Origin of the sequence: Ochrobactrum sp. Q0168, assembly GCF_016427605.1 — a bacterium.
In the GTDB taxonomy this organism is placed as follows: Bacteria; Pseudomonadota; Alphaproteobacteria; order Rhizobiales; family Rhizobiaceae; genus Brucella.
The window spans coordinates 479,445-504,220 of sequence record NZ_JAELXQ010000002.1; the positions used below are offsets into that span (position 1 = coordinate 479,445).

Genomic DNA, 24,776 nt, shown 5'->3' on the forward strand with positions numbered 1-24,776 from the left:
TCCGGACGCAAAACCGCTTCGCACTTTTGCTGGAAATGCTCTAGTCTTCAATGCCCGTTGCTGCCCGCCAGCTCATCGCTATAGCGCAGCTCGAGGATTGTCTTGATCGCCAGCGTCAGAAGCGCGAGCAGAGCCAGAAGCGAAGCCACCGCGAATGCCGCAACGAAGTTATACTCGTTATAGAGGATTTCGACATGCAAAGGCATCGTATTGGTGAGACCGCGAATGCGGCCCGATACCACCGATACCGCCCCAAACTCACCCATGGCTCGCGCGTTACAGAGCAGAACGCCATAGAGAAGCCCCCATCTGATGTTCGGCAGCGTGACATAGCGAAATGTCTGCCATCCATTGGCGCCAAGCGAAATCGCCGCTTCTTCATCGCCGGTTCCCTGTTCCTGCATCAGCGGGATCAGTTCGCGGGCCACGAAGGGAAACGTCACGAAAACCGTCGCCAGCACAATGCCGGGCACCGCGAAGAGGATCTGGATACCGTGCTGCTCCAGCCATGGCCCAAGCAGGCTGTGGCTGGAGAAAAGCAGCACGAAGACCAGACCGGAAATGACCGGCGACACCGAAAACGGCAGGTCGATCAGCGTGGTTAAGAGCGCCTTGCCCTTGAACTCGAATTTGGCGATGGCCCATGCGGCGGCAACACCGAAAACCAGATTGAGCGGCACGGCGATGGCCGCGACCGTCAAGGTGAGCTTGATCGCCGACCAGGCGTCCGGCTCCAGCAAAGCTTCCACATAGGCCGTGGGGCCTTTGCGGAAGGCTTCCACGAAAACCGCAATCACCGGCAGGATGAGGAACAGCGCCAGAAAGGCCAGCGCAAGCGCAATCAGGATGATGCGCGTGGGCAGGCTTTCGGTCACGGCGCTACGACCAGAGCGACCGGTGCGGCCAGCACTTATTGTGTCATTCGCCATAGCCGTATTTCTTTCTCGAGCGCGCCTGGATGAGATTGATGAACAAGAGCATCGCGAAGGAAAGCACCAGCATGATGGTGGCGAGCGCCGTCGCACCGGCGTAATCATATTCCTCCAGCTTGACCACGATCAAAAGCGGCGCGATTTCCGACACATAAGGCGTGTTGCCCGCAATGAAGATAACCGAGCCATATTCCCCAACACCGCGCGCGAAGGCGAGCGCGAAGCCGGTGAGAATGGCGGGCTGAAGGCTCGGCAGAAGCACCCGCCATATGGTCTGGAAACGCGTGGCGCCCAGCGTCGCCGCGGCCTCTTCAACCTCGCGGCTGATCTCTTCCATGATCGGCTGCACCGTGCGGACCACGAATGGCAGGCCGATGAAGATCAGGGCGATCACAATACCAAGGCGCGTAAAGGCGATGCGGATACCGTAGGGCGCAAAGAGGCTGCCGATCCAGCCATTCGGCGCATAAATCGCGGCCAGCGCAATACCGGCAACCGCGGTCGGCAGAGCGAAGGGAATATCGACGATCGCGTCGATGAAACGGCGGCCCGGAAAGCGATAGCGGGTCAGAACCCAGGCCAGAATCACGCCGAACACCACATTGACCAGAGCGGCGATAAAGGCCGTTCCAAAGCTTGTTTCGAGCGCCTTCAACGTGCGGTCGTCGCTGAAAAGCCGCCAGAAGCCGGCGAAACCGATCTCGCTGGAGCGCAATACCAGAGCCGCCAGCGGAATGAGAATGAGAAGGGTCAGATAGGCAACACTGAAACCGAACGTCAGTCCGAAACCTGGAATGACGCTCGGCTTGCGAAAGTGCGACCCCGCTCTGGCCCGTGCAGGGAGCGAAGACATGCTGTTGTTTTGTTCCCTTTTTCAGTGGCTGCAAATATCAGCTCCGGTTCCTGCGGGGCTGACTGTGCTTTTTATCCGCGCATTATAGGATAAGCCGCGTTGATCGCGGCTTTCCCAAAATGGCTGCCCCTTATTTGCTAGGCTTGTAGATCTGGTCGAACGTGCCTCCGTCACCGAAATGATAAGGCTGCGCCTTGGCCCAACCGCCGAAAATCGGATCATCGATGGTGACGAGCTTCAGGTCGGGAAGCTTGCGCTGCTGGTCAGCCGGGATGAGGTCCGGCTTCGACGGACGGTAGAAATGCTTGGCTGCAATAGCCTGACCTTCCGGCGAATAGAGATATTCAAGATAGGCCTGCGCCAGCTTGGTGGTGCCATTTTCCTCGGCGTTCTTGTCAACGACCGCGACCGGTGGTTCGGCCAGGATGGATTGCGGCGGCACGACGATGTCGAACGCGTCCTGGCCAAATTCGGCCACGGAAAGATAGGCTTCGTTTTCCCAGGCGAGCAGCACATCGCCAAGCTGACGCTGCACGAAGCTGGTGGTCGCGCCGCGCGCACCGGTATCGAGCACCGGCACATGGCGGAACAGGTCAGCGATGTAATCCTTGATCTTCTGTTCGTCGCCGCCATACTGCTTATAGGCCCAGGCCCATGCGGCAAGGTAGTTCCAGCGCGCGCCGCCGGAGGTCTTCGGGTTCGGCGTGATGACTTCCACGCCGTCCTTCACCAGATCGCCCCAGTCCTTGATCGCCTTGGGATTGCCCTTGCGCACCAGGAAAACAATCGTGGACGTATAGGGCGAGGAATTGTTGGGCAGACGCTTGCGCCATTCCTTGTCAATCTTGCCGGTGCGCGCAGCAATCGCGTCGATATCGCTTTCAAGCGCCAGCGTGACGACATCGGCCTTGACGCCGTCGATCACCGAACGAGCCTGTGCACCCGAACCGCCATGCGAGGCGCGGATGGTGACGGTTTCGCCGGTTTCCTTCTTCCAATGCGCCGCAAAGGCTGCATTGTAATCCTTGTAAAGTTCACGCGTCGGATCATAGGACACATTGAGAAGTGTTTGATCCGCGTGGCTCGCCTGAACGGTTCCGGCCAGCGAAGCCGCTGCCACCAATGCCGCCAAAGTGAGCGAAAGTCTCGATAATTTCACGACCGCCTCCATTGTTTCCTTTGGGTCCCCCCACGGGTTATCCCTCGAGTAGCTATTGGTCAGGACAGTATCAGAGGTCTTTGACGACAGGATGCCACAACCTCACCGAAATTTAAAACGGCTTCGAAAAATCTGCTTACTTTTATGGGCATTTCGGGGATAATTTTTCCGCTGCTCTATCGAAACACGCCGGGCGATAGCATAAAACTCACCGGGCGGGCGCGAGATTTGTTGTCGGTACCGCGCTCTCCAGCGCAAGCGGCGGCTGTTTCGGCTCGTTCCAGCCCATGTAGTTGTAGAAGTCGTAGCGCCAAATACCAACCGCTTCATGCAGCGCCAGATCAGTGATCAGAAAATAGAGGCCAGCCGAAGACATATTGGTATGCGCCACCGTCAGAAAACCGGCTGCGACCGGCTCGGGCTTTACACCGAAATGCGCCAGATAGAGCAAGTCACGCTGGATGATCGGCGCAGCTTGCAGGAGCACGACTTTCGCAGGCTTGATCGCGCGCAGAATCGCGGCAGTGTTTTTGGCGTTCTGCCAGGTATTCCGGCTTTTCTCCTCCAACAGAATAGAATCGGGATCTATACCGACCTTCACCAGTTGCTCGGCAATCGATGCCGCCTCGGAAACACCCGTTCCAGCCACATCCGCACCGCTGACAATGAAGGTGCATTTCAAGGCACTCTCGATACAGCGATGGTTCATGCTGGCAGCGGCAAAGAGCGGCCCATAAGAAAAGGCGAGCGGTTCGACCACCTTTTGCCCGCGCTCCATGACGGTCTGCGTGCCCATACCGAAAATGATAAAGGCGGTGTTGTCTTCAAGCGGCGATTGCAGCGTCGATGAATAGGGCGACTGCAAGCGGTTCATCAGATCATCGGGCAGGATGGCTGACGCGATAGCACTGTATAGAACAATACCGAGGGCGATCGAAACAGCGCCAAGCTTGCGACATTTGAAATACCAGAGCAGCAACCCGACAGCAATAAATCCAACGATGATGTTAAGCGTCATATCCCAAAAAAACCGAATATTATTATAAGTTTATCAACAACTTGTGTAGAGAGACCACACATTGCACAAGCAGGCAATCCCAATTATTTCTAAAATATTGAACAAACGCAAATATGCGCACCGCATAACCCAAATATTTGGACGCATCTCAAAAAACTATTTAGAAAGACAGGTGTATTATTGGATTACGGCACCAGATAATGCTTGTCCCATTGGTCTTCGGGGACTTCATCGCCAATATCATATTGGAAAGATGTTATGTTGATGTGCTCGTCATCCGTCTTGCAGGTGAAGGCCAGCTTGTACCAGCGCTCGCGGCTGCGGAAGGCAGCACCTTCTGCGTCGATGGAGTTTTTCCGCGTTACCGGATCGGAAAAAGCGTAGGCAAGCACCTTGTCGACCGAGAATTTATTCTGTTCACGGGTTATCCGCTCCATGGCTTCCACATCGCAACGCTGCTCCAGACGGGTATCTGGATCAAGCTTTTCGAGCTGCGCTTTTTCGGAAGCATTCATTGCGGAAGCAGGCAAAGCCATCGATACCAGAGAAACAAGGCAAGCGACGGCAAAAGCCGCAGACAGAACAGACATAAATTTCATGAGACCTTCGGATACTCCTCGCAAATGCATCGGTGTATGGTGAAAATTGTACTCCGACGCAGAGCGCGGGACTATAACAGCGATTTTGGACGCAAAGCCGATCATCACCTGAAATTGATATATTACCAGAGCAATTGTCACCCATCGCTCATTTTGACCACAGATTTTGGCTATGCGGTCGATCGGGTTTCGAACAGAATTTGCAGCAAGTGGGCGGTGTCTATCGCGCAATGGCACTTGATTTCGCCCGTCCGACCGTGTTTGAAACCTCGAACGCCGCCATCGATGCGAAAGGTAGAGACATGAAGCCCGTTTTCCTGCAACTGCAGTGCTCTCCCGGTAAAACCTATGAGGTTGCCGATACTCTCTTTCAGCGCGAGATCGTGTCCGAGCTTTATTCGACCAGCGGCGAATTCGACCTGCTGGCGAAAATTTATATCGCCGAGGGCGACGACATCGGCAAGTTCATCAATGAGAACGTGCTCAACATTCCCCATATCGTGCGGTCGCTGACAACGCTGACTTTCACGGCCTTTTAAGCATTGGCTGATTATAGGCTAATTGCCTTCTGGAGCACCCTTCCGGCGGTAAAGATTTGATTCACCATAAGTGGATTATCATGGCGTGAAGGGAACCACCCTTAGTGTTCGCGCATTTTCTGCATGGAAGCGTGGGCCTCGCAAAGTGGGCTCCCGCAGAGGTGAAAGACAGTGATGAACGATCTTGAACAGCGACGCATACTGGTTGTGGAGGACGAAATTTTCGTCGCTCTCGACGTTGCCGCGACTGTGGAAGACGCGAACGGAACGGTTGTCGGTCCGGTCGGCACTGTCCGGCAGGCTATGGATCTCATCAGTAGAAACGAAGTCGACGCCGCCATCCTCGACGTGAACCTAGCCGACGGCAATATTGAGCCTATTCTCGACCGGCTGAAAAGCCGCAACACATTCGTCGTCATCCATACCGGCGGCGGGCTGCCCGCTGAACTCGCAGCGCGCTATCCCGAAGTGCCGGTTTTCCAGAAGCCGATCCCGCCCACCATACTAACCCGCACACTGGCCACCGCGCTTTCAGACGTCGCGGTGCGCTGAGACCGATGCGGCGGGCGTTCCCGGATTTTGCGACTGTCCTGAAAGAAGCCGAGGCCAATTGCGGTCACGAAGAGGCCATTCACCGGTCGCAGATCAATCTTGCATCAGCGTTCTTTTCGGCAGGGTTGGGCGACACCGCTGCACCCTCGCGCCCGGAAGTTGATTTAGCGCCGCTTTTCGACGTTGAGGAAAAGACCGCGGAGAACGACCAGCTTGAAGCTGAGCGGCGTGCAATCTCCATGCGCATGCAAAACCAGTCGCCTGACGCAATAAGGCGGGAGCTTGATCTTCGCCCGGGCCTGACGCGCGCTGAGCTTCAGCGCCTGCGCCGCTCGTTTGCTGCCAGCAACCATCCAGACCGCCTGCCGCAAGAGTTTCGCGCCGAGGCGGAGCAGCGTATGAAGACGGCAAATGCCCTCCTCGACACTGCCATGGCAACAGCGGCAAATTAGGTTCAAGTAATTTCGTTACGTTTTGAGCTCAAAATCTTTTGCTTTATAACAATAACGTGCTAGATTGAAGTCGCTTGCGCCTGCGGAGCTGTCGCACGCCAGAACCCTTTTCGTTGTCCGTAAATCTGCAAATGGTCCTGCTGCTGGCAATATGGGGCAATTTGCTCTTTGCCTGCTGCAAGGGTTCTGTCATATCAGCAATGAAGTTAGAATGTTTCCAGCAAAAGCGTGATACGGTTTTGTGACAGGAAATGGGTTACTATCAATGGATGGGGCGGTTTGAAATCGCCTCGATTTAATTCCTAAAAGGTCAGAAAATGCCTCCTTATCGTTCGCGAACAACCACCCACGGCCGCAATATGGCGGGTGCGCGCGGCCTATGGCGCGCCACCGGCATGAAGGATGAGGATTTCGGCAAGCCGATTATTGCTGTGGTGAACTCGTTCACGCAGTTCGTGCCGGGCCACGTGCATCTGAAGGATCTCGGCCAGCTCGTCGCGCGCGAAATCGAAAGCGCTGGCGGCGTCGCCAAGGAATTCAACACCATCGCGGTCGATGACGGCATCGCCATGGGCCATGACGGCATGCTCTACTCGCTGCCCTCGCGTGAACTCATCGCCGACTCGGTCGAATATATGGTCAATGCCCATTGCGCCGATGCGATGGTCTGCATTTCCAATTGCGATAAGATCACCCCCGGCATGCTGATGGCCGCATTGCGCCTCAATATTCCGGTCGTGTTCGTTTCGGGCGGACCGATGGAAGCGGGCAAGGTTGTCTGGGACGACCAGGTCAAGAAGCTCGACCTCGTGGACGCCATGGTCGCCGCCGCTGACGATCATTATACCGACGAGCAGGTCAAGACGATTGAACGCTCCGCCTGCCCGACCTGCGGCTCCTGCTCGGGCATGTTCACCGCGAACTCGATGAACTGCCTCACCGAAGCGCTTGGCCTGTCGCTGCCGGGCAATGGTTCGACGCTCGCAACCCATGCCGACCGCAAGCGCCTCTTCGTGGAAGCCGGTCATCTGGTCGTCGATCTCGCCCGCCGTTATTACGAGCAGGACGATGAAAGCGTGCTGCCGCGCTCGATTGCAAGCTTCCCGGCGTTCGAAAACGCCATGACGCTCGACATCGCCATGGGCGGTTCGACCAATACTGTTCTGCATCTTCTCGCCGCCGCGCAGGAAGCCGAAATCGATTTCACCATGGCCGATATCGACCGGCTGTCGCGTCGCGTGCCGGTGCTTTGCAAGGTCGCGCCTGCCAACAATACGGTTCACATGGAAGATGTGCACCGTGCGGGCGGCATCATGGGCATTCTCGGCCAGCTCGACAAAGCGGGCCTGATCAATACCGATCTGCCGACCGTGCACAGCCAGTCGGTTGCCAAGGCTCTGGATCATTGGGACGTGACCCGCACCAACAGCGAAATGGTGCACAAGTTCTACTCGGCTGCGCCCGGCGGCGTGCCGACGCAGGTGGCTTTCAGCCAGGAACGCCGCTTCGACAGCGTCGATACCGACCGCGAAAAGGGCGTCATCCGCTCCAAGGAACACGCGTTCAGCCAGGATGGCGGTCTGGCCGTGCTTTACGGTAATCTGGCCGAAGACGGCTGCATCGTGAAGACGGCAGGCGTGGATGACTCCATCCTGAAGTTCTCCGGCCCGGCGCGCATCTTCGAAAGTCAGGATACGGCTGTGCTCGGTATTCTGAACGGCAAGATCAAGGCTGGCGACATTGTGCTGATCCGCTATGAAGGCCCGCGCGGTGGTCCCGGCATGCAGGAAATGCTCTACCCGACCAGCTATCTGAAGTCGAAAGGTCTGGGCAAGGCCTGCGCGCTGATCACCGACGGTCGTTTCTCGGGCGGCTCGTCAGGCCTCTCCATCGGCCACGTTTCGCCGGAAGCTGCCGAAGGCGGCACGATCGGTCTGGTGCGCGAAGGCGATATCATCGATATCGACATTCCGAACCGGAAGATCCACCTCGCCGTGGACGATGCAACGCTGGCCGAACGCCGCGCAGAGCAGGACGCAAAAGGCTGGAAGCCCGCCGAAGAGCGCAAGCGCAAGATTTCCACCGCGTTGAAGGCTTACGCCTCCATGGCAACCAGCGCCGCCAAGGGCGCTGTGCGTAAGCTGCCGGATTGATCGGCTTCATCATAACAAAAGCAAAAGCCCCGCAAACGCGGGGCTTTTTCATTTTGGCTCATTGTAAATCTGTTGCTTCGCTCCTCTCCTTAGGATGAGGGAAAAGAGTAGCGCAGCAACCTCCGTAGATTACTGAAGAGCCTTCGCCACCGCGGGCATCAGATCGTTCTTGACCGACTCCGGCGTAAACGGTCCGACATGCTTGTAGATGATCTTGCCGTCCGGGCCGACGAGGAAGGTTTCGGGCACGCCATAGACGCCCCATTCGATGGCTGAACGACCCGCACGGTCGGCGCCGACAGCGGCAAAGGGATTGCCGAGATCGCCCAGAAAACGGCGGGCGTTTTCGGGCTGGTCCTTATAATTGAGGCCCACCAGACGGATGCGGCTGTCCTTGGCGATTTCCATCAAAAGGGGATGCTCCTGACGGCAGGGAACGCACCACGACCCCCAGACATTCACCAGGGTCAGCTTGCCCCCCGGACCCGTTTTGAAATCTTCGCTGTTGAGGCCCGGCACGGATACGCCGTTACGCATCAAGCCATCAACCGCCGGGAGATTGGTTTGCGGCGCTTGCCTGCCGATTAAAGCGGACGGAATGGTCGAGCTATCCTTGCCGGATAGAAGCTGCACGGTAAAGACGGCTGCCAGCCCCACAAAGACCAGTAGTGGAAGCAGCGCTACCCATGTGGCGCGCTTTTTCGGCGCGACGGGCTTTTGCGTCGTTTCGCTCATTGTGCCGACCCGGCTGGCTTCGAGGAACGGCGACGTACGCCCTGCGCCTCAAGCCGCTTCAGCTCGTTCTTCTGGATGCGCTGATCGATGAATATCCAGCCAACAGTCAGGATAAGCGCCGCGATGGTGATGCCATAAGCGGCCATGACGAAACCGAGATGATTGCTCATAGCGCGCCCTCCTCCTGCATTTGTTTGCTGCGTTTGTGATCGGCATTGCGGGCGGCGAGCTTCTTCATCGAAGCCACGCGGCGACGCCAGATTTCGTTGCGCATCGCCATCATATGCAGCGCAAAGAACAAAAGCGTGAAACCAATCGCCATCACGAATAACGGGCGCAGCATGGACGCATCGATGGTCGGGCCGCCCATACGGAAAACGGACGCAGGCTGGTGCAGCGTGTTCCACCAGTCGACCGAGAATTTGATGATCGGGATATTGATGAAGCCCACCAGCGTCAGTACCGCCACCGGCTTTGCACTTTTGGCCGGATCGGCGAAAGCGCGCGATAGCGCGATAATGCCGAGATACATCAGGAACAGCACGAAAACCGAGGTCAGGCGTGCATCCCACACCCACCACGTGCCCCACATGGGCTTGCCCCAGAGCGAACCCGTGGCCAGCGCCAAGGCTGTGAACACCGCGCCAAGCGGCGCTGCGGCCCGGATCGAGACGTCGGCCAGCGGATGCCGCCAGACCAGCGTTCCCAGTGCCGACACGGCCATGATCGAATAGCACATCATGGAAAGCCATGCGAAAGGCACATGGATATACATGATGCGGACCGTGAGGCCCTGCTGGTAATCGTCTGGCGACAGGAAGACCATGGCGAGACCGACGGCGAGAAACAGAACGGCAAGCCCCGCAAGCCACGGCAAAACCTTGCCCGCAAAAGCGAGGAAGCGGGTGGGGTTGGCCATATCGAGCCAGCTTGCGGTTTTCACAGCGTCTTTCGTCATGGCTTATACTTACCCTCCCCCCTCATGCCGTTCAATTGACCGCAATCAACTGCGTCAATCGGTCGAGCATGATCCGATTCCGAAAACCGGTTCCCACTTTTCGGGATCATGCTCAATCGGTCGAACTCTTCAATGCGGCGCTCGCGGCCAGCGGTCCCAGCACCGCAAAAAACAACGTCAGCGCGGCCAGTACCAGAAATGGAGCCAGAAAGGGGGCGTTGTCTACCGTCGCTCCATAAGAAGCAGATACACCAAAAATGAGAACCGGAATGGTAAGCGGCAGCACGATCACCGAAACGAGCAGTCCGCCGCGCGGCAAAGCCACCGCCAGCGCCGCCCCCACCGCGCCCACAAAGGCAATGGCGGGCGTGCCGACCAGAAGCGTGAGGGTGGTCGCGCCAATTGCCGCTGCATCCATATTCATGAAAAGGCCGAGCATCGGCGATGCGATCACCAGCGGCAGCACGCTCGACGCCCAGTGCGCGATGCATTTGACCAGCACCGTGAGCGCCAGCATATGCCGGTCGGAGCCGATCAGCAGCAGATCGAGCGAGCCATCATCGCGGTCAGCCTGAAACAGCCGATCAAGCCCTAGCAGCGTCGCCAGCAAGGCGCCGATCCACAACATGGCCGGGCCGATCCGCGCCAGCAGATTGAGGTCCGGGCCGACGCCGAATGGCATCACCGAAATGACGGCGAGAAAGAACAATATGCCGACCAGTGCGCCGCCGCCCGCACGAAAACTCAGGCGCATGTCGCGAAGGAACAGCGCCAGCATCAAAGGGCCTCATGCGAGAAATTGGCCATATCGAGCGTGTTCACACCCTCCAGCCCCAGCGGAATATGTGTGGCCGCGATGATCATGCCGCCCTGTTGCAGATGGTCGCGCATCAGCCCGGCAAAGCGGGCTTCGGACGCCTTGTCGAGACCTGCCGTCGGCTCATCGACAATCCATAGCGGACGATGGCTGACCAGAAGCTTGGCAATAGACACACGGCGCTTTTGCCCGGTGGAGAGATAGCCGAAAGGCAGATGTTCGACGCCAGGCAGGTTGACGGCTTCCAGCGCGTTATCAATTTCGAGCGCTCCCGCGCCGTTGAACCGTTGCCAGAACAAAAGATTTTCGCGCACGCTCAAGGCCGGTTTCATCGCATTTTGATGGCCGAGATAATGACAGGCCGCCTGCAAGGGCAGCGATACGCCATCCTCGGTCAGTGTGATCCGCCCTTCTTCCGGCGCGAGGAGACCGCAGATGATTCGAAGCAAGGTGGATTTGCCAGACCCGTTCGGGCCGGTCACCACCAGCGCCTCCCCGCTCTCAAGCGTGAAGGAAAGATTGGAGAAGATCGTCTCGCCGCCCCGTTCGCCACCCAGATTTTCGGCTTCCAGCCGCATTTTCTCTCCTCAAAAACCAACCGGCTCCCCAAGTTTCGGGAACAAACGGAAGGATCGCAACATTTCGCCGCAAGGCAGCGAATTCACGAAATTCAGTCTGGAATCGTTTTAGAAAACTCTCTATATGAGGGCTACCACGCCAGCGGTCGGCGTGGAAACCATTTTTGGCCGATCTCAAACACCTGGCGCCCGTAAGGACCCAGGCTTCGGGACGGACAGCGGAAATGACTGCACCCGCACCTTGGCGCGTCCTTGAAACGCTAGCCTAGGCGTTCGTCCTGGTTTTCCGGCCAGTAGCATAAGGACGAACGCAGTGTCACACATTGACAGCTTCAAATGTCGCAAAACCCTCACCGTCGGCGGCAAAGACTATGTCTATTACAGCCTGACCGAAGCCGAAAAGAACGGCCTTGAGGGCGTTTCCAAGCTTCCTTTCTCCATGAAGGTTCTTCTTGAGAACCTGCTCCGCTTCGAGGACGACCGCTCCGTCAAGAAGTCGGACATCGAAGCTGTCGCCAAGTGGCTGAACGACCGCGGTTCCGCAGGCGCCGAAATTGCCTATCGCCCAGCGCGCGTGCTGATGCAGGACTTCACTGGCGTTCCAGCCGTTGTTGACCTTGCAGCCATGCGCGACGGCCTCAAGGCGCTCGGCGGCGACCCGGAAAAGATCAACCCGCTCGTGCCCGTAGATCTGGTCATCGATCACTCGGTCATCGTTGACGAATTCGGCAATCCAAGCGCGTTCAAGGCCAATGTGGACCTGGAATATCAGCGCAACGGCGAACGCTACCGCTTCCTCAAGTGGGGCCAGCAGGCCTTCCAGAATTTCCGCGTCGTTCCTCCTGGCACCGGCATCTGCCATCAGGTGAACCTCGAATATCTGGCCCAGGCGGTCTGGACCAAGGAAGAAGACGGCGAAACCGTTGCCTATCCTGACACCTGCGTCGGCACCGACAGCCACACCACCATGGTCAATGGTCTTGGCGTTCTGGGTTGGGGCGTGGGCGGCATCGAAGCTGAAGCGGCCATGCTTGGCCAGCCGGTTTCCATGCTTCTGCCGGAAGTCGTGGGCTTCCGCCTAACCGGCAAGATCAAGGAAGGCGTCACCGCGACCGACCTCGTTCTCACCGTCACGCAGATGCTGCGCAAGAAGGGCGTTGTCGGCAAGTTCGTCGAATTCTTCGGCGAAGGCCTCGAAAACATGACGCTGGCCGACCGTGCGACCATCGCAAACATGGGCCCGGAATATGGCGCAACCTGCGGCTTCTTCCCGGTTGACCGCGAAACGCTCAACTACATGAACACCACCGGTCGCGACGAACACCGCATCGAGCTGGTTGAAGCTTACTGCCGTGCGCAGGGCATGTGGCGCGACAAGGGTGCAGCCGATCCGGTCTTCACCGATATTCTCGAACTCGACATGGGCGACGTCGTTCCGTCGATGGCTGGTCCGAAGCGTCCGGAAGGCCGCATTCCGCTGGAAAACATCGGCTCTGGCTTCGCTACCTCGCTCGAAAACGAGTACAAGAAAACCACCGGCCAGACCACGCGTTATGCCGTTGAAGGCGAAGACTACGATCTCGGCCATGGCGATGTGGTGATTGCCGCTATCACGTCCTGCACCAACACCTCGAACCCAAGCGTGCTGATTGCTGCTGGTCTGCTGGCCCGCAACGCCGTCGCCAAGGGTCTCAAGACCAAGCCTTGGGTCAAGACGTCGCTTGCTCCCGGCTCTCAGGTCGTTGCCGCCTATCTCGAATCCGCTGGCCTGCAGAAGGATCTCGATGCGCTCGGCTTCAACCTCGTCGGCTTCGGCTGCACCACCTGCATCGGTAATTCCGGTCCGCTGCCTGCGCCGATCTCCAAGACGATCAATGAAAAGGGCCTGATCGCGGCTGCCGTCCTGTCCGGCAACCGTAACTTCGAAGGCCGCGTCTCTCCGGACGTGCAGGCTAACTACCTCGCGTCGCCACCGCTCGTCGTCGCCCACGCTCTTGCCGGTACGGTCACCAAAGACCTGACCAAGGAGCCGATTGGCGAAGACCAGAATGGCAACCCGGTATTCCTGCGCGATATCTGGCCTTCCTCTCAGGAAATCCAGGATTTCATCGCCAAGAACGTCACCCGCAAGATATTCTCGGAGAAATATGCGGATGTGTTCAAGGGCGACGAAAACTGGCAGGCCGTTCAGGTTCCTGCGGGCCAGACCTATGCATGGGACGACAACTCGACCTATGTGCAGAACCCGCCTTATTTCGTCGGCATGGGCAAGTCGGCCGGCACGATCGGCGACGTCAAGGGCGCTCGTATTCTTGGCCTCTTCGGCGACAAGATCACGACCGACCACATTTCGCCTGCCGGTTCCATCAAGGCGCAGTCGCCTGCCGGCAAGTATCTGCTGGACCATGGCGTCGGCGTTGCCGACTTCAACCAGTACGGCACGCGTCGCGGCAATCATGAAGTGATGATGCGCGGCACCTTCGCAAATATCCGCATTCGCAACCACATGCTGGGCGAAAACGGACGTGAAGGCGGCTACACCATCCATTACCCGTCGAAGGAAGAAACCTCGATCTATGATGCTGCCATGCAGTACAAGGCCGAGGGCGTTCCGCTCGTCGTCTTCGCAGGCGTCGAATACGGCAACGGTTCTTCGCGTGACTGGGCTGCCAAGGGCACCAACCTGCTGGGCGTCAAGGCCGTGATCGCACAGTCCTTCGAGCGTATCCACCGCTCCAACCTCGTGGGCATGGGCATTGTGCCTTTCGTCTTCGAGGAAGGCACCAGCTGGCAGACGCTTGGCCTCAAGGGCGACGAAATCGTCACCATCGAAGGTCTGGCCGATGTGCGTCCGCGTCAGAAGGTCGAAGCTTCCATCACCTATGCCGACGGCTCGGTGAAGAAGGTTCCGCTCATCTGCCGCATCGATACGCTGGACGAGCTCGACTACATGAAGAACGGCGGCATTCTGCAGACCGTTCTGCGTGATCTCGCTGCTTAATCAGCGCCCAATTGAAACAAAAAGCCGCCGGAGCAATCCGGCGGCTTTTTTCGTTTCTGACGCAAATAGAGCACACTCGCCCCGGAATCTCACCGCAACGTGAATTCCCATTGATCGGGGTAATTCCTACATAATAGATGTCATCGTCAATTAAATGTAGGATCATATAAAGTGACCATTCAGCCCGCTTTCTATGGAACAGCCACATGGCTGACCGGCGATTCTGTGCCGGGTTGGCGCAATGTCTGCGCCGTTCTGGGGCTGGCATTCACCGGCTGTGTTTCCATGCAAGGCTCTGCATCGGCTGATACTGCGGCCAAGAAAACCGCCGTTATCGAGCTTTTCACCAGTCAGGGCTGCAAATCCTGCCCGAAGGCGGACCAAAACTTTGCCAAATTTGCCGATGATCCGAGCGTACTGGCCCTGTCGTTTCACGTTAATTACTGGGATTATATGGGATGGCGCGACACGCTTGCCACTCAGGATAATACCGACCGGCAGAACGCCTATCGCAACTCCTTCAACGCGCGCATGATCTATACGCCGCAGGCCATCATCAATGGCCGTGCCGAGGTCAATGGTCGCGATGCCGGAGCCATCAATGCACAGGTCGCCGCCGAAAAGCTGACGGTGCCCCTCACGATCGACCGGCTCGATGATGGCCGTCTGTCCATCGACATTGGTTCAGGTGAGAAGCCGAAGTCCCCGGTGCATGTGGTTCTGTTCTATTTCCGCGATGCGGTGACCATACCGATCACCGAGGGCGAAAATGCTGGTCAGGATATCACCTACCGAAACACGGTGAGCGAGATAAACACGATCGGCATGTGGGACGGCAAGGCGCTGAAAATCGAACTCCCCGCCTCCGAATTGAAGCGCAAGGATGTTTCCGGTTGCGCGGTCATTCTGCAGGAAACGCGCGGCGACAACTCGCTCGGACGGATCCATGGCGCGGCCATGTTTAAGGAGGAGACGCCGGTCGGTCTCTGACCCTTGGCGTTATAGGCCAGTCATGGTCGTCCATTGGGCGGCAGACGGTGGCGTTAAGCTAACTAAAGCGGGATGACATGGTGTTGCGGCGCGGTCGGACGGAAGTTGGTTCGGCTCGGGCAGTCCTTTGGGCGGGGGGCTTGGGGTCGGACATACCCGAACCGAACCGTCTCAGGCAACACGTGGATGCTGAAGCCATAATCAGGCTGGAATGCGAAGCAGACAAGGCGAAAATGTGTTCAACGATCACCATTGCCGACAGACTTTCGTTTTTCGTGAATAGCTAATGCATAGCGGCCCGCGCGCAAAATCCAGCGTTTTGTGAGGGAAATCCCGGTCATTTGAACGGTGCTGCGGCTTCTCGCACTTGAATTTGTTTCACAAAAGCATCACCCTCCTGTCATGCGTATCGTTTCAAGCGCACCTGCCGCTTCGCCACCCACAAGGCTGAAAGGAAGGACATGGATATTTCAAGCGCAGCAAGCGAGGATTCGTCGTCCTCGTCCAACTCGGCCGCGTCGCCAAAGGTCGTCTCACTCGACCGCGCCAGACCGGCCCCCTCCACCATCAGTTTCGACCGGCATGAACTTGGCAAGATTCTCAACATCTATGGCCGCATGGTCGCCGGCGGTGCCTGGCGTGACTACGCCATCGACCATCTGAGCGACCGGGCCGTCTTTTCCATTTTTCGGCGGGCCAGCGAGGTTCCGCTGTTCCGGATCGAGAAAAATCCCAAGCTGGCGCAGAAGCAAGGTGCTTATTCGGTCATCGCCGCAAGCGGTCTCATCATGAAGCGCGGCCATGAACTGGAGCGCGTGCTGCGCGTTTTCGACAAGAGCCTGAAACTCGTGGAAGCCTGATCCTTCGCGACGCCGCTTTCAGCGGCTCCTCAGGATGAGGACAGCGGCGGCGCTCCGGGCTCAAGCGTGCGCCCGCCATTGAGCGGCAGCTGCATCAGCACCGTATCCAGCCAGCGCCCATGCTTGAAGCCCGAGCCTTCGATCCGTCCGCAATGTCGGAAGCCCAGGCTTTCATGCAGTCGCACCGAACCGATATTGTTTTCACCATCGCCGATGACAGCCAGAAGCTGCCGGAAACCCAGCGCGGTCACCCGTTCGATCAGCTCGCGCAGCAGAAGCTTGCCGACGCCCTTCTTCTTGGCCTCTGGCGCGATATAGATCGAATCCTCCGCAAGCCAGCGATAGGCCGGTCTGGTGCGAAAATAGCTGGCATAGGCATAGCCCAGAACCACGCCCTCCTCTTCCGCGATCAGAATTGGAAATCCCTGCGCGACAAAGCCGTCGAAGCGCTGCCGCAGGTCGTCGCGCGATGGCGGCTCCACCTCATAGGACCCGGAACCGTTCAATACCGCTTCGGTATAGATTGCAGTGATGGCATCGATATCGGTGGGGTTAAAATCGCGGACGATGGGCATGAGGGAGAACCAGAGAGTTATTTGATCATGTCAGAATGCATCATCGAACGACCGTATAAAAGCAAAAAGGGCAGCGTTTCCGCTGCCCTTTCCATTCCAGCTTCATCTGCTGATTAGTCACGGTTGCCCATGAACTGCAGCAGGAAGGTGAACATGTTGATGAAGTCGAGATAGAGACGCAGCGCGCCCATCACGACCTTGCGGCCCTGCGTATCCGAAGCATCGCCTTCGTAATACATTTCCTTGATCGACTGGGTGTCGTAGGCGGTGAGACCCGCGAAGATCAGAACGCCGATCACCGAGATTGCAAACTGCAATGCCGAGGAGCCGAGGAAGATATTGACGACCGAAGCCAGGATCAGGCCGAACAGGCCCATGATCAGGAACGAGCCCATAGCGGACAGGTCACGCTTGGTGGTGTAGCCGTAGAGCGACAGCGCGCCGAAGGACGCAGCCGTCACGAAGAAGGTGCGAACGATGCTCTGACCCGTGAAGACCAGGAAGATCGACGACAGCGACAGGCCGACGAGAGCTGCATAGCCCCAGAAGACGGCGTTAGCGGTCGAGACCGAAAGACGTTCGATGCGGAAGCTCAGGAAGAACACTGCCGCCAGCGGTGCAAGCATCACCACCCAGCGCAGCGGCGAGGTGTAGAGCGCGACGCCAAGGCCCGTGAGCATCTTGCCATTGGCAAGCTGCGCGACGGCTGCGGACGGGTCCGTCGTCGTTGCGAGTGCCGCAACGGCGAATGCAGCAAGGCCGGTAACGGCCAGGCCGATAGCCATCATGTTGTAGACGCCCAGCATATAGCTGCGCAGACCCTGATCGATGCCTGCATCGGCACGAGCGCCGCCTACCGGCCTCTGCTGCGCCTGAATATTGCGAAAGTCAGCCATGACTTAAATCCTCTTGCCATGTCCCGTCCGGTGTCGGGGCGCTCATTCCGGCGAGCCGCCGCCAGGCGCCGCTGGCGGGACTCCAGCATGCCTGCCTGACATTATGGGGATTACGGCCCTCACGTACAAGTACCACCTGTAAAAAAACGCGAGGGTCACAGCGAAAAACCGAACCGCATTCTCCATATGATCCAAGGGCTTATGCTTTTTGAGCCCTCCACATTACAAATCGCTCATATAGTCCGGAGCACTTGCGCAGGCTTCTGGCCCAGCACGCGCCAGGTACCGGCCAATCCGAAACCGACGGTGAGCACCAACGCAACCGCCACGGTCATCAGCGCCACGTCGGGCAGGAATTGCGCTTTAAGCTTCATGATTTCCACCACGACATACCAGCCAGCCGCACTGCCCGCGGCAAGCGCAAAGAGCGCTGTTGCAAGGCCAAGCAGCATATATTCAAGCACATAGGCCGTAATCAGCGTGCGGCGCGTGGCGCCCAATGTCTTCAGGACAACGGCGTCGTGCACCCCCGGCGCGGTTGCCCGCAGCCAGGGCACCGCCCAGCACCAGAACCGAAGCGGCAAGCGCAATGGAAGCCGCAGCGCGGATGGCGGTCGCCAGCTGGCTGATGAGATCGTTGGCAACATTGAGCGCGTCGGTCACGCTGACCGTCGTGACGGCGGGCCATGTCCTGGTGACTTGTCGCAGCACATCAGGCGCGCGGCTTTTCTGGCTGTCCGGAATGGTGAGCGTTGCAAGCCATGTCGCTGGCGCACCGGCAAAGGTGTTGGGTGAGAACACCATGACGAAATTCATCGCCAGCGTTTCCCACTGTACCTGCCGGAAGCTCGCGATCTTTGCAGTGATGTTGCGGCCCAGCACATTGACCGTCACGTGATCGCCGAGCTTCAGGCCCAGTTCCTTGCCTTCCCGTTCGGAGAAGGAGACGAGCGGCACTCCGCTATAATCGGCAGGCCACCATTCGCCCTCGCTCAGCGTCGAATTCTCCGGCACCTTGTCGGCAAAGGTAATGCCGCGGTCGCCGCGCAGCACCCAGGCCGCTTCGGGCGGGATGGTCATGTCGCGCACATTGGTGCCGTTGAAAGCCACGATACGCCCGCGCAGCATCGGGCCGGAAGTGAGCTGGCCGTCCGGCACGATGCCGCTCACCAGCTTGGTGAAATCGCCAATGTCGCGGTTCTGGATATCGACGAAAAAGAAATCGGGCGCTTGTGCCGGGATATTCTCGGTCACCTGACGGCGCAAATTGCCGTCGATCAGCGCAATCGCCACCATCAGCGTCAGGCCAAGGCCGAGCGAAAGCACCACCGAAGGCGTGAGCGCGCCGGGGCGATGAATATTGCCGACCGCAAGCCGCAGCGCCGTCGAGCGCACACGCGGCGCGCGGCGGGCAAGCCAGCCTATGCCATCGGCCACAAGCCGCAGCACGCCGAAAGCAGCAATAGCCGAGACGATGAAGATCGCCGCGATGCGCCGATCATAGGCGACATAGAGCGCCAGTCCGGCGAGAGTTGCGATCAGCAGAACCGCAAGGCCGAGATAAAGCAGCGGTGGCAGGCCGCGCTGCTCAAAGCCCTGCTCGCGGAACAGCGCCGTCGCCGGAATATCGCGGGCACGACCGAGCGGAATGATCGCAAAGGCAAGCGTGGTGATGAGGCCGAAGATGGCCGCAAGCGCCAGCGCGCCTGGGAAGAAGCCGCCGCCACCGGCAACCGGCAGATAATTGGCCAGCACTATCCCAGCAGCAAACGGAATAATCGCCGCCAGAATGAGTCCGAGCGCAATGCCGATCAGGCCGATCACCATGATCTGCACCAGATAGACCAGAACCGCAAAGCGCGCAGGCGCGCCAAGCGACTTGAAGGTCGCGATCACCCCGCGCTTGCCGTCGAGATAGGCGCGCACAGCATTGGCGACACCAACGCCGCCGACGATCAAAGCTGTCAGGCCCACCAGCGTGAGAAACTGCGAGAAGCGCTCGATATTGGCGCTCAATGCCGGTGCGGCATTGGCGCGGGAGCGGATATTCCATCCGGCATCTGGAAAATCGGCGGTCGCCTGACGCCTGACTTCGTCAATTGCCGAATCCGGCGCGCCATCGGAAAGTGCGACCTTGTAGATATGATCAACAAGGCTGCCGGGCTGGATCAAACCCGAAGCGCGCAGACCATCGAGCGAAACCAGAAAACGCGGTGCGAAATTGAAGCCGGACGACAAGAGGTCCGGTTCGCTTTCGATCATACCGCGCAATTCGAATGTTTGTGCGCCGAGCAGCACCTTTGCGCCAAGCGACAGCCCCATGCGATTGAGAAAATCCTGGCTGACCGCAGCGCCGTAAACATCGCCTTTGATGGCTGTCATATCGGCAAGCGTCTGCTCCGGCGCGACCTTCAACGTGCCATAAAGCGGATAGGCAGCATCGACCGCCTTCACCTCGACCAGCGACTGGTCGGAACCATCCGGCATACGAGCCATGGAGCGCATCGTGGCGCTTTCGGCCATCCTGCCCTGCTTTTCGATGAAGGCGCGCTCATCGGCGGTTGCTTCGCGCTGATTGAGCGCAAAGCTGACATCGCCGCCCAGAATGCTCTGGCCTTCGGAGGCAATACCGGTGCTGACAGACCGCGCCACGGAGTTGACGCCGCCAATGGCCGCTACGCCAAGCGCGATGCAGGCCAGAAAGATATAGAACCCGGCAAGCCCGCCGCGCATTTCGCGCAGCGCAAAGCGGAGTGCCAGCGAAAGCGACGTCGCAGATCTCATGCGCCAGCCGCCAGTTTCTCAAGCACCGCATCGCTTTCCGCAAGTTCTTCGATGCGACCGGATCGGACAGGAATCTCGCGGTCACAGCGCGCGGCCAGCGACGGATCATGCGTAACGAGCACCATGGTCAGCCCGTTTTCGCGCTGCTTGGCGAAGAGAAGATCAGCGATCTGACGACCCGTTGTGGTGTCGAGATTGCCGGTCGGCTCGTCGGCAATCAGGATTTTCGGCGACGGCGCAAGGGCGCGGGCTATGGCCACGCGCTGCTGCTCGCCGCCAGAGAGTTCGGACGGATAATGCGTCAGACGTTCGCCAAGCCCTACAGCCTTCAACTCGCGTTCCGCAACTTCGAATGCATCGCGGCGTCCGGCCAGCTCCAGCGGAACCGCCACATTTTCAAGCGCCGTCATGTTGGGAATCAGATGAAACGACTGGAAGACGATACCGATATTGGCGCCGCGAAAAGCGGCTGCCTGATCCTCGCTCATCTGGCTGATCGTCTCGCCCGCAATCTTCACAGTTCCGTTATCGACATGTTCCAACCCTGCCAGAACCATGAGAAGTGTCGACTTGCCCGAGCCGGACGGACCGACGATACCGACTGACTGGCCTTGCGCAATATGGAGCGAGACACCCTTCAGCACATGCACCGATGAGGCGGCATGGCCAAGCGTCAGATGAACGTTCTCAAGTTCGATAATCGGGCCAACAGCCTGTTCCGTCACGCGGTTTTCTTCCTATATGTATGTGTAGAACTGAAGAGCGCGCCACAAATTTGAACTTATGTTGCGCCAACTATTGAATAAATCACTTGAGCTGTCGCTCATCCCTTTACCGAATATGGGTTGCCAACGATGCGTTTCAAACTCTCAATTCCGGCATGGCTCTCGATTTTTGCAATCCTCGGATCGGTTTTTGCCGGTAGCGTTTCTGCCCAACAGGAGGCGACGCAGGAAGACCCGACGGGCCTTGAAGACGCTCTGCCGACCGAGCAGCTTTCGCAGGTCAAGATTGTCGGCTTCGGTGACAGCCTGATGGCGGGCTATCTCCTGCCCGTCAACGCCGCCTTTCCGCAGCAGCTTGAAAAAGCGCTCAACGACAAGGGCGTCGAGGTTTCGATCGAGAATGCAGGCGTGTCGGGCGACACAACCACCGGCGGCCTGTCGCGCATCGACTGGTCCATCCCCGATGGAACCGATCTCGTCATTCTTGAACTCGGCGCCAATGATGCGCTGCGCGGCATCCAGCCCGACATTACGGAAAAGAATCTCGACGACATGCTGGCGCGCCTCAAGCAGCGCGGCATCGCCGTCATTCTGGCCGGCATGATGGCCCCGCCCAACATGGGCAAGGATTATGCCTCCAGGTTCAACCCCATTTATCCGAAGCTGGCGCAGAAATATGGTGTGCCGCTCTACCCGTTTTTCCTCGACGGCGTAGCAACCAAGAAGGATCTTCTGCTCGAGGATGGGATGCACCCCAATGAAAAGGGCGTGGAAGCCATGGTGGCAAATTTTATGCCGACAATCGAAAAAAGCCTGTCTGACCTACAAAACAAGGGGACATCAGGAGGGTGAAACCCGGGAGGGGCATAAACAGCTTGCCCCGGACACCAAACGATGATTCGCTACGAATGCATCGACTTAGCCGAATCGATTTCTGACAGGTACGATGCTTTGACTCTCTAGGTTAGAGTGTCCTTTATGCGTCCACGACGCATAGCGCTCTGACACAGAACGCTTCGAGGAGGATGCCTTATGCCGCGTCTTTTCACTGCCCTCGAAATCCCGCGCGATGCTGCGCTCTCGCTGTCTTTGTTGCGAGGCGGTCTCCCCGGCGCACGCTGGATTGATGTCGAAAACTACCACATAACGCTGCGTTTTATCGGAGATGTGGAAGGCCACGTGGCCGACGAGATTGCCAATGCGCTCGACCGCGTGCGGCGACCCGAATTCATGCTCAACCTGTCGGGCGTCCATGCTTTCGGCTCCAAAAAGCCGCATAGCATTTATGCGGGTGTATCCCCCTCGCCTGAACTCAACGCTTTGCAGGCGGAAATCGAACGCATCTGCCAGAGACTGCACATTCCAGCCGATCCGCGCAAATTCACACCCCATGTGACCCTGGCGCGGCTTCGTAATGCCCGCATCGACGATGTGGCGCACTATCTCTCTTCGCGCGGCAATTTCGCGACGCTGCCCTTCAAGGTCGGGCGTTTCGTGCTGATGTCGTCGCGCGATTCCGTGGGCGGCGGACCTTACATCGTCGAGGAAGCCTGGCCTTTGGTGGCCCGGTCCAGCCAGAACTGGTCGGCAAGCGCGGTGGAGGCTGCCAGAACCATTCGGTAAACAAGCTCGAAATCCCCGATGCTGCCATAATAGGGATCGGGGATTTCAACTGCCTTTCCCTCCGCAATCTCGGTGAAAAGCCCGACATGCGCGCTTGCATTGGCCGGCTGCCGCTGCGCGATCATCCGCATATTGTAACGGTCCATGCCAAGGATCAGGTCGAAGCGGCTGAAATCGGCTGCGATCAGCTGGCGGCAACGCTGCGCGCTGATATCGAGACCATGGCGCGCCGCAACGCTGATGGATCGTTCGTCCGGTTCTTCGCCGGTGTGATAACCGTTGGTGCCGGCCGAATCGATCAGCACATTCCGAATGCCACGCGCTTCAAGAACCTGTCCCATCACGCCCTCGGCGAGCGGTGAACGGCAGATATTACCCGCGCAGATGAAAAGAATGCTGGTCGGTATTGCTCTGGCCACGGAACCCTCGCCGCTGTAGTAAGTTAAATCCGGCGATAACATAGGCAAAAGACGATGGCACGCAACCGGTTGACTGAAGATGAGCTGAAACAGGCGCTGGCCGAACTGGACGGCTGGAAGAAAATGGAGGATCGCGAGGCGATCACCAAGAGCTTCAAGTTCAAGGATTTCAGCGCCGCCTTCGGTTTCATGACACGGGCAGCACTTTATGCCGAAAAGCTCGACCATCATCCTGAGTGGTTCAATGTCTATAACCGCGTCGATGTCACGCTTGCGACCCATAGCGAGAATGGCGTCACCGAACTGGACATCAAGATGGCGCGCAAGATGAACGCGATAGAGACCCCTTAAACCTTTGAAATATAAACCATAATAATCTTCTTCTGGTAAGTGAAGCTGCCGTCGCGGTTCCGGCACGAATAGGGCAGCGCCTTGGTGAGATCAACGCGATCACCCCAGTTCTGGCCAAGCGCACCGCCATTGATGCTTCTGATAAAGACATCGCCGACCGCAATGGCGGAGTGAAAAATATGCCCGGCCCTGACATCGTAGAACCCGATGGCGCGGCCATAGGTGATGGCAGAATAGCCGTTCCATTGCTCCCCGGCGCGGAAGTTCAGCAGCGGAATCCAGTTCTGCCCGGAGGTTCCGCGCAAGGTATGCTCGGAAATGCCCGCACCCAGAAGAAAGCGCATATAGGCCGTGGCGTCGTAGCAAACATTGTCCTTCACATCGACATTGATGTGGTCGCTTAAATCCTGCGCCGATGCGAGCTGGTTTCCGCGATAGAACTGGCTTGTCCGGTCAGCGCGGACGAAGTTCTCTCCATAGCCGGTAAGATGCATGAACAGTCTCCATTCAATCAGATCAAGAAGCTGACCCAGACCCAAAACTGACGTCGGGCTGGCCGGACCTATATTCCGTTGATTTGGTATGGCCGTTGTAGCTGATGGTTCTCGCAGGATGGCGCCAGCCCTGAACCGACAAAAACTTGAAAACCGGGGCGATTGCCCCCATTTTCGGTCGTGTCATTTTCGGCTCTCTCCACGCCGAGATTTGACTGACAGGAGTTTGTGCGACGATGGATAGCGTCAAAATTGGTGAAATCCTTGAACCCGGCAACGAAAGCGATTTCAAGAAACGCAGCGAACGGGTGAAGCAAGGTTTCTGGAAGGCCGCGCGCCGCGCCGGTCGCATGGTGCCCTTCATGGATGAAGTGGTGGCCGCCTATTATTGCGCCCTCGACCAGAACACCCCGACACGCGTGCGCATGACCCTGATGGCGGCGCTTGCCTATTTCGTGCTGCCTTTCGACATTATTCCCGACATGCTGGTTGGCATCGGCTTTACCGACGACGTTGCCGTGCTGATGGCGGCGCTCACTGCCGTGCGCACGCATATCACGCCTGCGCATCGGCTCGCGGCGCGCCAGGCGTTGGATGAAGATAAGGGAGTAAGGGAGTAAGGGAGTAAGGGAGTAAGGGAGTAAGGGAGTAAGGGAGTAAGGATGCTCGCTTAATTGTGAAGTTAAACAATCCCCTATTCCCTTATTCCCCTA

26 protein-coding genes and 1 pseudogene are annotated in these 24,776 nt (G+C 58.1%); 11 read left to right on the forward strand and 16 right to left on the reverse strand.

Annotated elements, in window-relative coordinates; genetic code table 11:
- Window positions 1-47 precede the first annotated feature (47 nt).
- The 5 genes from cysW to JAU75_RS06530 all read right to left on the reverse strand — a co-directional run bounded on the left by cysW (window position 48) and on the right by JAU75_RS06530 (window position 4,561).
- Entirely contained in the window at window positions 48-929 is an 882-nt protein-coding gene (gene cysW, locus JAU75_RS06510; protein WP_199055633.1) for a sulfate ABC transporter permease subunit CysW, read from the reverse strand.
- Window positions 919-1,785: a sulfate ABC transporter permease subunit CysT gene (cysT, locus tag JAU75_RS06515; RefSeq protein ID WP_199055635.1), complete on the reverse strand. Its 867-nt coding sequence runs from the start codon at window positions 1,783-1,785 to the stop codon at window positions 919-921. Before cysT ends, cysW begins: the two co-directional genes overlap by 11 nt.
- 130 nt (window positions 1,786-1,915) lie before the next feature.
- Window positions 1,916-2,944: a sulfate ABC transporter substrate-binding protein gene (locus tag JAU75_RS06520; protein WP_199055637.1), complete on the reverse strand. Its 1,029-nt coding sequence runs from the start codon at window positions 2,942-2,944 to the stop codon at window positions 1,916-1,918.
- A 208-nt stretch (window positions 2,945-3,152) separates the two neighbouring features.
- Window positions 3,153-3,962 carry an ElyC/SanA/YdcF family protein gene (locus JAU75_RS06525; RefSeq protein WP_199055639.1) on the reverse strand — a complete coding sequence of 270 codons (810 nt, stop codon included), beginning with the start codon at window positions 3,960-3,962 and terminating at the stop codon, window positions 3,153-3,155.
- A 185-nt stretch (window positions 3,963-4,147) separates the two neighbouring features.
- Window positions 4,148-4,561, reverse strand: a complete 414-nt coding sequence (locus tag JAU75_RS06530) for a DUF930 domain-containing protein (protein WP_199055641.1) — start codon at window positions 4,559-4,561, stop codon at window positions 4,148-4,150.
- Between the two features lie 302 nt (window positions 4,562-4,863).
- Between JAU75_RS06530 and JAU75_RS06535 the strand changes: the two genes are divergently transcribed.
- The 4 genes from JAU75_RS06535 (at window position 4,864) to ilvD (ending at window position 8,257) form a co-directional block, all read left to right on the forward strand.
- On the forward strand, window positions 4,864-5,100 hold the full coding sequence (locus tag JAU75_RS06535) for an Lrp/AsnC ligand binding domain-containing protein (protein ID WP_199056019.1): 237 nt from the start codon (window positions 4,864-4,866) through the stop codon (window positions 5,098-5,100).
- Between the two features lie 174 nt (window positions 5,101-5,274).
- Window positions 5,275-5,652 carry a response regulator gene (locus JAU75_RS06540; protein WP_199055643.1) on the forward strand — a complete coding sequence of 126 codons (378 nt, stop codon included), beginning with the start codon at window positions 5,275-5,277 and terminating at the stop codon, window positions 5,650-5,652.
- A 5-nt stretch (window positions 5,653-5,657) separates the two neighbouring features.
- Window positions 5,658-6,104, forward strand: a complete 447-nt coding sequence (locus JAU75_RS06545; protein ID WP_199055645.1) for a hypothetical protein — start codon at window positions 5,658-5,660, stop codon at window positions 6,102-6,104.
- Window positions 6,105-6,421: 317 nt separating this feature from the next.
- Window positions 6,422-8,257, forward strand: a complete 1,836-nt coding sequence (ilvD, locus tag JAU75_RS06550; RefSeq protein WP_199055647.1) for a dihydroxy-acid dehydratase — start codon at window positions 6,422-6,424, stop codon at window positions 8,255-8,257.
- 129 nt (window positions 8,258-8,386) lie between these two features.
- On the opposite strand, the gene JAU75_RS06555 is transcribed toward ilvD, so the two are convergent.
- The 5 genes from JAU75_RS06555 to ccmA form a co-directional block, all read right to left on the reverse strand.
- Window positions 8,387-8,992, reverse strand: a complete 606-nt coding sequence (locus JAU75_RS06555) for a DsbE family thiol:disulfide interchange protein (protein WP_199055649.1) — start codon at window positions 8,990-8,992, stop codon at window positions 8,387-8,389.
- On the reverse strand, window positions 8,989-9,162 hold the full coding sequence (ccmD, locus tag JAU75_RS06560; protein ID WP_199055651.1) for a heme exporter protein CcmD: 174 nt from the start codon (window positions 9,160-9,162) through the stop codon (window positions 8,989-8,991). Before ccmD ends, JAU75_RS06555 begins: the two co-directional genes overlap by 4 nt.
- Window positions 9,159-9,950 carry a heme ABC transporter permease gene (locus JAU75_RS06565; RefSeq protein ID WP_199055652.1) on the reverse strand — a complete coding sequence of 264 codons (792 nt, stop codon included), beginning with the start codon at window positions 9,948-9,950 and terminating at the stop codon, window positions 9,159-9,161. Before JAU75_RS06565 ends, ccmD begins: the two co-directional genes overlap by 4 nt.
- Before the next feature lie 112 nt (window positions 9,951-10,062).
- Window positions 10,063-10,728 carry a heme exporter protein CcmB gene (gene ccmB, locus JAU75_RS06570; protein WP_199055653.1) on the reverse strand — a complete coding sequence of 222 codons (666 nt, stop codon included), beginning with the start codon at window positions 10,726-10,728 and terminating at the stop codon, window positions 10,063-10,065.
- Window positions 10,728-11,345: a heme ABC exporter ATP-binding protein CcmA gene (ccmA, locus tag JAU75_RS06575; protein WP_199055654.1), complete on the reverse strand. Its 618-nt coding sequence runs from the start codon at window positions 11,343-11,345 to the stop codon at window positions 10,728-10,730. Before ccmA ends, ccmB begins: the two co-directional genes overlap by 1 nt.
- Window positions 11,346-11,658: 313 nt before the next feature.
- On the opposite strand from ccmA, the gene acnA reads away from it, so the two are divergent.
- From acnA to JAU75_RS06590, 3 genes are all read left to right on the forward strand, one after another.
- The gene (gene acnA, locus JAU75_RS06580) at window positions 11,659-14,346 is read left to right on the forward strand and encodes an aconitate hydratase AcnA (protein WP_199055655.1); all 2,688 of its coding nucleotides are present in this window, start codon (window positions 11,659-11,661) and stop codon (window positions 14,344-14,346) included.
- A gap of 255 nt (window positions 14,347-14,601) precedes the next feature.
- On the forward strand, window positions 14,602-15,336 hold the full coding sequence (locus JAU75_RS06585) for a thioredoxin family protein (protein ID WP_199056020.1): 735 nt from the start codon (window positions 14,602-14,604) through the stop codon (window positions 15,334-15,336).
- A gap of 461 nt (window positions 15,337-15,797) precedes the next feature.
- Window positions 15,798-16,196 (forward strand): DUF2794 domain-containing protein, encoded by a 399-nt coding sequence (locus JAU75_RS06590; protein ID WP_199055656.1) that lies wholly within the window; start codon window positions 15,798-15,800, stop codon window positions 16,194-16,196.
- Between the two features lie 29 nt (window positions 16,197-16,225).
- On the opposite strand, the gene JAU75_RS06595 is transcribed toward JAU75_RS06590, so the two are convergent.
- From JAU75_RS06595 to JAU75_RS06610, 4 genes and pseudogenes are all read right to left on the reverse strand, one after another.
- On the reverse strand, window positions 16,226-16,771 hold the full coding sequence (locus JAU75_RS06595; RefSeq protein ID WP_199055657.1) for a GNAT family N-acetyltransferase: 546 nt from the start codon (window positions 16,769-16,771) through the stop codon (window positions 16,226-16,228).
- Between the two features lie 113 nt (window positions 16,772-16,884).
- Complete coding sequence (locus tag JAU75_RS06600; protein ID WP_199055659.1) at window positions 16,885-17,667, reverse strand: Bax inhibitor-1/YccA family protein; 783 nt, start codon at window positions 17,665-17,667, stop codon at window positions 16,885-16,887.
- Between the two features lie 233 nt (window positions 17,668-17,900).
- Window positions 17,901-20,451, reverse strand: a pseudogene (locus JAU75_RS06605) (ABC transporter permease).
- On the reverse strand, window positions 20,448-21,176 hold the full coding sequence (locus JAU75_RS06610; RefSeq protein ID WP_199055660.1) for an ABC transporter ATP-binding protein: 729 nt from the start codon (window positions 21,174-21,176) through the stop codon (window positions 20,448-20,450). Before JAU75_RS06610 ends, JAU75_RS06605 begins: the two are co-directional and overlap by 4 nt.
- 129 nt (window positions 21,177-21,305) lie before the next feature.
- Here JAU75_RS06610 and JAU75_RS06615 point away from each other — a divergent pair, with 129 nt between their 5' ends.
- Window positions 21,306-22,028: an arylesterase gene (locus JAU75_RS06615; protein WP_199055661.1), complete on the forward strand. Its 723-nt coding sequence runs from the start codon at window positions 21,306-21,308 to the stop codon at window positions 22,026-22,028.
- Window positions 22,029-22,208: 180 nt separating this feature from the next.
- Complete coding sequence (gene thpR / locus JAU75_RS06620; protein ID WP_199055662.1) at window positions 22,209-22,799, forward strand: RNA 2',3'-cyclic phosphodiesterase; 591 nt, start codon at window positions 22,209-22,211, stop codon at window positions 22,797-22,799.
- Here the strand turns inward: thpR and JAU75_RS06625 are convergent.
- Window positions 22,709-23,260 carry a low molecular weight protein-tyrosine-phosphatase gene (locus tag JAU75_RS06625; protein ID WP_199055663.1) on the reverse strand — a complete coding sequence of 184 codons (552 nt, stop codon included), beginning with the start codon at window positions 23,258-23,260 and terminating at the stop codon, window positions 22,709-22,711. The genes thpR and JAU75_RS06625 overlap by 91 nt on opposite strands.
- Window positions 23,261-23,272: 12 nt before the next feature.
- Here JAU75_RS06625 and JAU75_RS06630 point away from each other — a divergent pair, with 12 nt between their 5' ends.
- Window positions 23,273-23,569, forward strand: a complete 297-nt coding sequence (locus JAU75_RS06630; RefSeq protein WP_199055664.1) for a 4a-hydroxytetrahydrobiopterin dehydratase — start codon at window positions 23,273-23,275, stop codon at window positions 23,567-23,569.
- On the opposite strand, the gene JAU75_RS06635 is transcribed toward JAU75_RS06630, so the two are convergent.
- On the reverse strand, window positions 23,566-24,063 hold the full coding sequence (locus tag JAU75_RS06635) for a hypothetical protein (protein WP_199055665.1): 498 nt from the start codon (window positions 24,061-24,063) through the stop codon (window positions 23,566-23,568). The genes JAU75_RS06630 and JAU75_RS06635 overlap by 4 nt on opposite strands.
- Before the next feature lie 236 nt (window positions 24,064-24,299).
- On the opposite strand from JAU75_RS06635, the gene JAU75_RS06640 reads away from it, so the two are divergent.
- Window positions 24,300-24,683, forward strand: a complete 384-nt coding sequence (locus JAU75_RS06640; protein ID WP_199055666.1) for a YkvA family protein — start codon at window positions 24,300-24,302, stop codon at window positions 24,681-24,683.
- The last annotated feature ends 93 nt before the right edge of the window (window positions 24,684-24,776 follow it).